Raw genomic sequence first — 10,097 nt, forward strand, 5'->3', positions numbered from 1 at the left:
TTCGCTGCGGGTGATGTTGAACAGGATGCCGCCGGTTTCCTTGTAGACCAGGCCCTGGTCATCCTTCGGCATGCCGCGCACATGGTGCACATACAGATCGCGCACGTGATAGTGATGGCCGGTGCCGAAGTCCTCCAGCTGCACCAGCAGGCCGACGCGCGGGCCGTCTTCGAGACCATCGTTGGTCAGCTCCAGCCCTTCGATGTCGATCACCAGGCGATTGGGGTGGTCGACCGCGAAGAAGGTGGCGTTGAGCGGGGTGTCCGATTCCAGCGTGACGCGGGTGTAGTCGTTGGCCGGCCAGACGCGCACGGCCATGAGTTGCGCCCCCCAGGCCAGCTCTTGCGGGCCCAGCGCCAGGATCAGGGTGCCGCCCAGAGCCTGCTTGAGCAGCTGGCGGCGCCCATGCGGGGCAGCGGGTGCGTTCGGCATGCGGGCGGGGCGGGGCGTGGTCGCGTCAGTCATGGCTGGACCCTCCGGTTTCAGCGGGGCTCGGGCTGGCCTGCATGGCGGTCAGGGCCGCACGGCCGGTCTCGCCTCGGGCGGCCATCTGAACGGTGCGTTCCGTGTCCGAGGTGGCGCTCATGTCGATGTCGATGTACAGATCGGGGGCGGGCAGCAGGCCTGCGGCCTTCTCTGGCCACTCCACGATCTTCAGGCCGGGCGCGGCAAACAGATCGCGAAAGCCGGCGTCTTCCCATTCCTGCGGATCGTTGAAGCGGTAGAAGTCGAAATGCTGGGCGGTGAAGCCGGGCAGCTCGTAGGATTCGACCACGGCGTAACTCGGGCTCTTGATGCGGCCCTCCACACCCAGGGCGCGCAGCAGGTGGCGCGTGAAAGTGGTTTTGCCGGCACCCAGGGTGCCCCGCAGCTCGATCACGGCACTGCCGCCTTGGTGCAAGCCCAGGCTCAAGGCCTGAGCCAGCGCGCCGGCTGTGCGCGCGCAGCCCTGTTCATCACGCCACACAAAGCGGGCGTGCTGGGCATCCTTCGGGTTGGGGCTTGCTAGGATCGTCACATGCGTCATCAAAGTCAGTCACCGCTTTCTGGCGGGCCCCTGCTGGAGCCGGTCAGCCTGCTGCAGGCCATGCGTCAATGGGCGACAGAACTGGGATTTTCTCAGATTGGCGTAGCAGACGTCGACTTGTCAAGCGCTGAATCGGGTTTGATGGACTGGCTGGCGCGTGGTTTCCACGGTGAGATGCACTACATGGCCAGCCACGGGCTCAAGCGGGCCCGCCCCGCCGAGCTGGTGCCGGGCACCGTGCGCGTCATCACGGCGCGCATGGATTACCTGCCTGCCAGCGTGCCCGAAGGCTGGCAGGCCATCGAGTGGGCGCGCCTCAAGCAGCCTGCCCAGGCCACCGTGTCGGCCTATGCGCGGGGCCGCGATTACCACAAGGTCCTGCGCAACCGCCTGCAGAAACTGGCCGACCGCATCGCCGAGGCCGTGGGGCCCTTTGGCCACCGTGTCTTCACCGATTCGGCGCCTGTGCTGGAAGTGGAGCTGGCCAGTCGCAGTGGCCTGGGCTGGCGGGGCAAGCACACGCTGTTGCTCTCGCGCGAGGGGGGCTCCACCTTCTTCCTGGGCGAGATTTATGTGGACCTGGCCCTGCCGCTCACCGAGCCGGAAACCGCGCACTGCGGGTCGTGCAGTGCCTGCATCACGGCCTGCCCCACACAGGCCATCGTGGGCGAGCGCCTGGTGGATGCGCGCCGTTGCATTTCCTACCTGACCATCGAGCACGCCGGGCCCATTCCCCTGGCACTGCGCCCGCTCATGGGCAACCGCATCTATGGCTGTGACGACTGCCAGCTGGCCTGCCCCTGGAACAAGTTCGCCCAGCGCGCCCGCGTGGCCGATTTCGACGTGCGCCCCGCGCTCGATGGCCCCAGCCTGGTGCAGCTGTGGCAATGGGACGAGCCCACCTTCCTGCGCCTGACCGAGGGCAGCCCGATCCGGCGCATCGGCTGGGCGCGCTGGCAGCGCAACATTGCGGTGGCCATGGGCAATGCCCTGGCCGCCGGGGTGGACGCTTCACCCGCCTTGCGCGAGGCCTTGCAGCGCTGGCAGGCCGCGCCGCCCGAGATGGGGGCAGACCTGCCGTTGGTGGCCGAACACGTGGCCTGGGCGCTGGCCCAGGATGGACCCCGGGCGCCGCTCAGCCCTCGTTGACCAGCACCACCTTCCCGCGCACCTGACGCGATCCCATCAGTGCAAAGGCCTCTCTCAGTTGCGACATGGGCAGGGTGTGTTCCACCACGGGCTTGACCTTGCCCTCCATGTACCAGGCGGCCAGCTGCATCAGGCCGGCAGCATTCTGTTGGGGTTCGCGCTTGGCGAATTCGCCCCAGAACACGCCCAGCACCGACGCGCCCTTGAGCAGCGCCAGGTTCAGGGGCAGTGCGGGGATGCTCCCGTTGGCAAAGCCGATGACCAGGTGGCGGCCACGCCAGGCGATCGAGCGGAAGGCCTGCTCGGTGAGCTCGCCGCCCACGGGGTCGTAGACAACGTCGGGCCCCTTGCCTTCGGTGAGGGCCTTGAGCGCGTCGCGCAGCGGGTGCGTTGTGTAGTTGATCGTGGCGTCGGCGCCCAGCGTCTGGCACAGCGCGCATTTGTCGTCGGTCGAGGCCGCGGCGATCACCCGGGCGCCTGCGGCCTTGGCGATCTGGATGGCCGCGGTGCCGACGCCCCCGGCTGCGCCCAGCACCAGCACGGTTTCACCGGGCTTCAGGGCGGCGCGGTCCATCAGGGCGTGGTGTGTGGTGCCGTAGGTGCAGAGGAAGGCGGCCGCATCCGTGAAACCGAAGATGGGTGGCAGGGGCATGAGCGTGAAGGCCGAGCACACGGTGTGCGTGCCAAAGCCACCGGTTCCGGCGAACCCGGCCACGTGCGTGCCCACGGCCAGGTGCCTGACGCCTTCGCCCACGGCCTCGACCACGCCGGCGAACTCGGCGCCGGGGACGAAGGGCAGGGCCGGTTTCATCTGGTACTTGCCCTGCACGATCAGCAGGTCGGGGAAGTTGAGGCTGGCGGCCCGGATGGCCACCCGCACCTCACCCTTGCCCGGTTCGGGTGTGGGGTGGGCTTGCCAGCTCAGGCCCTCGGGGCCGGTGGTCTCGTTGCAGGTCCATGCGTGCATGGCTTGTCTCCTGTGAAGCTCGGCCCCTGAGGGGCTCTGTGAGCGGGGTGGTGCTGGGCGCGTGTCGGCTCAGACGGCGCCCTTGGCAAAGGTGTTGCACTGGTTCAGGTCACCGCTGTCGATGCCCCGCTTGAACCAGGTCTGGCGCTGGGCACTGGTGCCGTGGGTGAAGCTTTCCGGTGACACGCTCCGGCCCGCATTGCGCTGCAGGGTGTCGTCGCCAATCTGGGCGGCGGCGTTCATGGCCTCTTCGATGTCGCCGGTTTCAAGCAGCTGGCGGTCTGCGTTGGCGTGGTGCGCCCAGACGCCGGCGTAGCAGTCGGCCTGCAGTTCCAGGCGCACGCTCAGCGCGTTGTAGCGCGCCTCGCTGACCTTGCCGCGCATGGCTTCAACCTTCTCGGAGGTGCCCAGCAGGTTCTGCACATGGTGACCCACCTCGTGCGCGATCACATAGGCCTGGGCGAAGTCGCCGGGCGCACCCAGGCGATCTTTCAGCACGTCGTAGAAAGCCAGGTCGATGTAGACCTTGTGGTCGCCAGGGCAGTAGAACGGGCCTGTGGCGGTCTGGCCTGTGCCACAGGCCGTGGGCACGGCGTTGCGAAACAGCACGAGCTTGGGGTTCTGGTACTGGCCGCCGGCTTGCTGAAAGATGCCTTGCCACACGTCTTCGGTGTCGGCCAGCACGGTGCGCACGAAGCGCGTTTCGCTGTCTTGCGCGGGGGCCTGGGCCGGGCGCGTCTGGCTGCCGGGTGCCGTGGCCGGCAGGCTGCCGCCGCCGCCGCTGAGCAGGTTCAGCACGGTCAAGGGGTTCACGCCCAGGAAGTAGCTCGCCACCAGCGCGATCACCACCGAGCCGATGCCCAGCCTCCCGCCACCGAGCGAGAAGCCCTGCGCACCGCCGCCGCCACCGCTGTCGTTGCGCAGGTCTTCGACGTTGTCGCTCTCTCGGTTGCCTTGCCAGCGCATGCGGATTCCTCAGTGTTTCGTGGGTCGAGGTCATGTTAGCAGCGGGCGCCTAGAATCCCGGCCAGCCCACACGCCTTCGCGCCCCCCCGTTTTGCCAGCTTTCCTCCCCCCTCCGGCTCATCCCGCTCAGCCCAGCCAAGAGCCGCTGGGCACCGGTCTCACACGCTGGCTGTGGGGCGTGGCCCTGCTGTCTCTGGCCTGCCGCGTCTGGCTGTCGGCGGCGCTGCCCATGACGGGCGACGAGGCCCTGTTTTACTGGTGGGCCCGGTTCCTGGATTACGGCTATTACGACCATCCGCCCATGGTGGGCTGGTGGCTGGCGGCCGTGCGTGCGCTGCTGGGCGATGCGGTCTGGGCGCTGCGCCTGCCTTCTGTGCTGCTGCCGCTGGGCGTGGGGGCTGCCATCTGGTGGGCCTGGGCGCCGGTGAGCCGTTCGCGGGCGGCCTGGGCCGTGCTGCTGTACTGGCTGATGCCGGTCAATTGGCTCAACAGCCTGATCACCACCGACACGCCGCTGATCCTCTGGTCCGCCTGGGCTGTGGCCGCCGTGGTGCGGGCCGAGCAGGTGGCCATGCGTGCCGTGGCCAGTTCACAGGGAGGCGATGGCGCCACGGGCTGGCTGAAGGCGGCGGGTGGCTGGTACGCCCTCAGCGGCGTTTTCCTGGGGCTGGCCTTTTTGTCGAAGTACTTCGTGGCCTTGCTGGGTGTGGCACTGGCCGCCTACTTCCTGCTGGCTGCCCGTAAGCGTTGGCTGGGCCTTGTGCTGATGGTGCTGTGTGCCTTGCCGGCCGTGGCCCTCAACCTGCACTGGAACCTCACCCATTGCTGGACGAACATCATGTTCAACGTCTTCAACCGCAACGAAGACGCCGTGTTCGCCTGGGGCAATGTGGGCACCTATGTGGGCATGATGGTCTACCTGATCAGCCCGGTGGTGCTGTGGCAGGCCTGGCGCCACCGCGGGGCTGTGTGGCGCACCGCACGCGTCCATGCCTTGCTGAGCTGTGTGGCCCTCGTGCCCTTGCTGCTGTTTGGTCTGATGTCCGGCAAAAAGGTGATCGGCCTGCATTGGGTGCTGGGCTTCTATCCCTTTGTCTTCGTGCTGCTGGCGCTGTGCCTGCCGAGCGATCGCCTGCCAGGGGCGCGCAAGGGCCTGGTGGTGTTCCTGGCGGTGCACCTCCTGGCGGTGTTCGCCGTGGCCCAGACCAGCCTGCCGCAGTGGCACAAGGTCAAGTACTACAACCGCCTGGTCGAGGCCCTGCGCGCCGAGCAGATCGTGCAGCAGGTGCGGGTGCCGGGTGTGGTGCTCATGAGCAACGGTTATTCGTCCTCGTCCATCCTGGGCTATGCGGCCCGGGAGCACATGCCGGTCTTTGGTCTGGGCAGCTTCCACGCCCGTCAGGACGACCTCATCGTCGACCACGCCCGCTACGAGGGCCAGACCCTGCGGATCATCCGGCAGTCCCGTCCCGATCTGGCCGAGTACGCGCCGTATTTCGACAGCGTCAGGCTGCTGTCCTATGCCCAGGACGGCCAACCCTTCTACGCGGTCGAGGGCGTGAACTTCCACTACGCGGCCTACCGCGATGGGGTCATGGCCGAGGTCAATCGCCGCTACTACCGCTTCCCAAGCTGGTTGCCGGTGTGGCAGTGCAGCTTCTGCCAGCGCCTGTGCGGCGCGGCGCGTTGCGCCCCGTGAGGTGTCTGGCCAGCCTTTGAATCGCCTGGTTTGGGCCGGCGCGTCAAGGGGTCAACCCCCCGGCGATAGAATCGCCCCTCACCTTCAGCCCTGAGGCTTTGCTTGCTATGTCTGGTGCCGTGTCCGAGTCGTCCTTGCCTGTGGTCATCCTGGGAGCCGGTCTCGCCGGTTTGACGGTCGCGCTGCACCTTGCCCGCACCCAGCCCGTCGTGGTGCTGGCCAAGCGCCAGCTTGAAGAAGGCGCCACCGCCTGGGCGCAGGGGGGCATCGTGGGCGTGCTGGGCAGCGACGACAGCATCGACTCCCATGTGCGTGACACCCAGGAGGCCGGTGCCGGCCTGGTGGACGAGCGCACCGCCGAATTCATCGCCCGCCACAGCGCCGAGGCCGTGGCTTGGCTGGTCGAGCGGGGCGTGCCGTTTTCGCCCGATCCGGATGGCCCGCTGGGCCTGCACCTCACCCGCGAAGGCGGGCATGCCGTGCGCCGCATTGCGCACGCGGCCGATGCCACGGGCAAGGCCATCCACGATGTGCTGCTCGACGAGGTCAGGCGGCACCCCAACATCACCCTGCGTGAGCGCTGGATGGCGGTCGACCTGATCACCAACCGTCACCTGAAAAAGAGCGCCACCGAGCCCGGCCAGCAGCCCCGCTGCCACGGTGTTTACGCACTGAACATCGACACGCACCAGGTCGAGACCCTGGCCGCTTCGGCCGTGGTGCTGGCCACCGGCGGTGTCGGCAAGGTCTACCGCTACACCAGCAACCCCGACACCTCCACGGGCGACGGCATCGCCATGGCCTGGCGCGCGGGCTGCCGTGTGGCGAACATGGAGTTCATCCAGTTCCACCCGACCTGCCTGTACCACCCGCAGGAGCGCAGCTTCCTGATCACCGAAGCCCTGCGCGGCGAAGGCGGCATCCTGAAGCTGCCCGACGGCACCCGTTTCATGCCGGATCACGACGAACGCGGCGAACTGGCCCCGCGCGACATCGTGGCCCGTGCCATCGACTTCGAGATGAAGAAGCATGGTGTCGACCACGTCTGGCTGGACGCCACCCACCTGGGCGAAGCCTTCCTCAAAGAGCATTTCCCGACCATCTTTGCGCGCTGCCTGCAACTGGGCATCGACATCAGCAAACAGCCCATCCCCGTGGTGCCGGCGGCCCACTACACCTGCGGCGGGGTGGTCACCGACCTGAACGGCCGCACCGACCTGCCGGGTCTCTACGCGGTGGGCGAAACCACCTACACCGGCCTGCACGGCGCCAACCGCCTGGCCAGCAACTCGCTGCTGGAATGTGTGGTGCTGGGCAAGACCTGTGCGGACGACATCGAAGCGCAGATCCCCAAGAAGGCGCCCAAGGTGTCCGACTGGGACGAAAGCCAGGTGACGGATGCCGACGAAGAGGTCGTGATCTCCCACAACTGGGACGAGTTGCGCCTGCTGATGTGGAACTACGTGGGCATCGTGCGGACCACGCGCCGCCTGGAGCGAGCGCTGCACCGCATCAAGCTGCTGCGCAGCGAAATCGACGACTACTACGCGGCCTTCCGCGTCAGCCGCGACCTGCTGGAGTTGCGCAACCTGGTCGACTGTGCCGAGCTGATCGTGCGCTCGGCCCTGTCACGCCAGGAAAGCCGCGGCCTGCACTTCAGCCGCGATTACCCGCACACGCTGCCGGTGAGCTTCCCCACCATCCTGTGCAAGAAGCCGAAGAAGAAGGACGCCTGGCTGCCTTGATCGTTCAGCGACGGGCCCGCATCGCAAAGCGGGCCTGTACGAATTCGAAGGCGTAGGTCACCGCGTCGCGGATGAGCTGTTCGTTTTCGCCTCGCTCCTTCTCGGTCATGTGGAAGGCGAGGTCCACCTGGTGGCGGATGTAGCGCGGCGGCAGGCGATTGAGGGCCACGCAGGCCACGTCCGGGTGGTGGTCTTCGGTGAGCAGGGGGTACTGGTCGGCCAGGTCGATCACGAGGTCGACCACCAGGTGCTCGTAGTAGTTTTTGAGGGACGTGAATTCAGCGGGCATGGCGGCGGGCACAGGGCAAGGCTGGGAGGCCTCTCAGTGTGGCCCAGCCGGCCGCCTGTCGACGTCCGATCGGCGTCAAGCCACCCCGCAGGCTTGCGACTTTTGTCGCGCTGGGGGCGGCTTTTCGTGAGGGTGGGCTCAGCCCGCCAGGCGTTCGAGCACGCGCAGGGAGAAGTCCACGGCCGTCACATCCTTGGTGAGCTTGCCGATGGAGATGCGGTCCACGCCCGTGGCGGCGATGCCACGCAGCTGGTCCATGGCCACGCCACCCGAGGCTTCCAGCAAGGCCTGCCCACCGGCCACTTCGGCGTTCACGGCAACGGCCTCGCGCATCATGTCGTGGCTGAAGTTGTCCAGCAGCACGCTGACGGCACCGGCCGCCAGCGCCTCGCGCAGTTGCGCGATGGTTTCCACCTCGACCTGGATCGTGATCTGCTCGCGCTGTGGCGAGGGCTGGGCCGTCACCAGGGCCTGGGCGTTGCGCAGGGCACCGGTCACGCTGCCGGCGGCGGCGATGTGGTTTTCCTTGATCAGGATGCCGTCGTAGAGCGCCAGGCGCTGGTTGGCGCCGCCACCCACGCGCACCGCGTACTTCTGCGCCAGACGCAGGCCGGGGATGGTCTTGCGGGTGTCCAGCACCACGCAGCCGCGCGGGTTGGGCGAGGCGCCTTCGATGGCCTGCATGTGGCGGCGCGTGAGCGTGGCCACGGCCGAGAGCGTCTGCAGGAAATTGATGCCCGGGCGCTCGGCCGTCAGCAGGGCACGCGCATGGGCCTCGATCAGGCAGACGGCGGTGTCGGCGGCCATCAGTGCGCCTTCGTCGTAGGCCCACTCGATGCGGGCGGCCGGATCCAGCTGGAACAGGCAGGCCTCGAACCAGTCGCGGCCACAGAGGACGGCTTCTTCGCGCACCAGCAGGCGTGCCTTCACGCGCTGGGTGGCCGGCACGAGCTGGGCGGTCCAGTCGGCCACGCCCACGTCTTCAAACAGGGCATCGCGCACATTGCGGGCGCGGGCTTCGGCCAGGGTTTCGTTGTGGTCGAACATGGTGGATCAGGCGGATCGGTGGGTGCTGGGATGCGGTGTTGCGGCGGCGATCAGGCCGCGCCGATGTGGGGCACGAAGCCTTGGGCCGGTTTGACGATGGCAGCCGGGTTGGCCGCAACGAAGTCCAGCATGCGGTCAATGCAGCCCTTGGCCTTGGCACGGATGACCTCGTCGACCGTGATCTCGCCCGAGCCTTGCTCCAGGCAGTCGAGCACGCCCTGGAGGCCGTTCATGGCCATCCAGGGGCAGTGCGCGCAGCTCTTGCAAGTCGCGCTGTTGCCGGCGGTCGGTGCTTCGATCAGGGTCTTGCCGGGCGCCAGTTGGCGCATGCGGTGCAGGATGCCGTTGTCGGTCGCGACGATGAAGGCCTTGGCGGGTGACTCGATCACGGCCTTGAGCAGTTGCGAGGTCGAGCCCACCACATCGGCCTGGGCCACCACGGCATCGGGCGACTCGGGGTGCACCAGCACCAGGGCGTCAGGGTGGTCTTTCTTGAGCAGGTCGAGCTCCAGTCCCTTGAACTCGTCGTGCACGATGCAGGCGCCGTTCCACATCAGCATGTCGGCACCGGTCTGCTTCTCGATGTAGCGACCAAGGTGGCGATCAGGCGCCCACAGGATCTTCTCGCCCTGGGCCTTGAGGTGGCTGACGATGGACAGGGCGCAGGAGCTGGTCACCATCCAGTCGGCACGGGCCTTCACGGCGGCAGAGGTGTTGGCGTAGACCACGACCTTGCGGTCGGGATGGGCGTCGCAGAATGTCGCGAAGTCGTCGGCGGCACAGCCGAGGTCGAGCGAGCAGGTGGCGTCCAGATCGGGCATCAGCACGCGCTTTTCGGGACTCAGGATCTTGGCCGATTCGCCCATGAACTTCACGCCGGCCACGACCAGGGTCTTGGCTTCGTGGTCACGGCCGAAGCGGGCCATCTCCAGCGAATCGGAGACCATGCCGCCGGTTTCCCAGGCCAGGTCCTGCAAATCGCCATCGACGTAGTAATGGGCCACGAGCACGGCGTTCTGGGCCTTCAACTGGGCCTTGATGCGCTCTTTCACGCTGGCCTTGGCCTCGGCGCTCAAGGGGGCAGGGACCTTGGCCCAGGCGTGGGCGGTACAGGTGGCGCCAGAGGCGTCCTGTCGGTCGTAGTCGTAGCTGACGCTGTTCGGGGTGGAGGCGGTCTGGGCGGTCATGGTGGGGGCTCAGGCGTGTTC

General features: G+C 67.6%; 10 protein-coding genes. 3 read left to right on the top strand and 7 right to left on the bottom strand.

Annotation, left to right across the window (positions count from 1 at the left end; all coding sequences use genetic code 11):
• Together QZ994_RS16385 and tsaE are read right to left on the bottom strand one after the other, a co-directional pair.
• The coding region (locus QZ994_RS16385; RefSeq protein WP_290874053.1) for an AMIN domain-containing protein at positions 1-465 on the bottom strand (465 nt) is incomplete at its 3' end.
• Positions 458-1,018, bottom strand: coding sequence for a tRNA (adenosine(37)-N6)-threonylcarbamoyltransferase complex ATPase subunit type 1 TsaE (tsaE, locus tag QZ994_RS16390; RefSeq protein ID WP_290874056.1), 561 nt, complete (start codon positions 1,016-1,018; stop codon positions 458-460). The genes QZ994_RS16385 and tsaE, both read right to left, overlap by 8 nt.
• Before the next feature lie 69 nt (positions 1,019-1,087).
• Between tsaE and queG the strand changes: the two genes are divergently transcribed.
• A complete protein-coding gene (gene queG / locus QZ994_RS16395; RefSeq protein WP_290874079.1) occupies positions 1,088-2,176 on the top strand; it encodes a tRNA epoxyqueuosine(34) reductase QueG in 1,089 nt (362 codons plus the stop codon).
• Here queG and QZ994_RS16400 read toward each other — a convergent pair.
• A complete protein-coding gene (locus QZ994_RS16400) occupies positions 2,163-3,143 on the bottom strand; it encodes an NADPH:quinone oxidoreductase family protein (RefSeq protein WP_290874059.1) in 981 nt (326 codons plus the stop codon). The genes queG and QZ994_RS16400 overlap by 14 nt on opposite strands.
• A 69-nt stretch (positions 3,144-3,212) precedes the next feature.
• Entirely contained in the window at positions 3,213-4,109 is an 897-nt protein-coding gene (locus QZ994_RS16405; protein ID WP_290874062.1) for a neutral zinc metallopeptidase, read from the bottom strand.
• A 178-nt stretch (positions 4,110-4,287) separates the two neighbouring features.
• Between QZ994_RS16405 and QZ994_RS16410 the strand changes: the two genes are divergently transcribed.
• The gene (locus QZ994_RS16410; protein ID WP_290874064.1) at positions 4,288-5,808 is read left to right on the top strand and encodes a glycosyltransferase family 39 protein; all 1,521 of its coding nucleotides are present in this window, start codon (positions 4,288-4,290) and stop codon (positions 5,806-5,808) included.
• A 119-nt stretch (positions 5,809-5,927) separates the two neighbouring features.
• Complete coding sequence (gene nadB, locus QZ994_RS16415; RefSeq protein WP_290874067.1) at positions 5,928-7,553, top strand: L-aspartate oxidase; 1,626 nt, start codon at positions 5,928-5,930, stop codon at positions 7,551-7,553.
• A 4-nt stretch (positions 7,554-7,557) separates the two neighbouring features.
• Here the strand turns inward: nadB and QZ994_RS16420 are convergent, their stop codons facing one another.
• From QZ994_RS16420 to nadA, 3 genes are all read right to left on the bottom strand, one after another.
• A complete protein-coding gene (locus QZ994_RS16420; protein ID WP_290874070.1) occupies positions 7,558-7,842 on the bottom strand; it encodes a late competence development ComFB family protein in 285 nt (94 codons plus the stop codon).
• A 138-nt stretch (positions 7,843-7,980) separates the two neighbouring features.
• Complete coding sequence (gene nadC / locus QZ994_RS16425; RefSeq protein ID WP_290874073.1) at positions 7,981-8,889, bottom strand: carboxylating nicotinate-nucleotide diphosphorylase; 909 nt, start codon at positions 8,887-8,889, stop codon at positions 7,981-7,983.
• A 50-nt stretch (positions 8,890-8,939) separates the two neighbouring features.
• Complete coding sequence (nadA, locus tag QZ994_RS16430; RefSeq protein ID WP_290874076.1) at positions 8,940-10,076, bottom strand: quinolinate synthase NadA; 1,137 nt, start codon at positions 10,074-10,076, stop codon at positions 8,940-8,942.
• Positions 10,077-10,097 lie beyond the last annotated feature (21 nt).

Source organism: Aquabacterium sp. (assembly GCF_021768455.1).
GTDB lineage: Bacteria > Pseudomonadota > Gammaproteobacteria > Burkholderiales > Burkholderiaceae_C > Aquabacterium.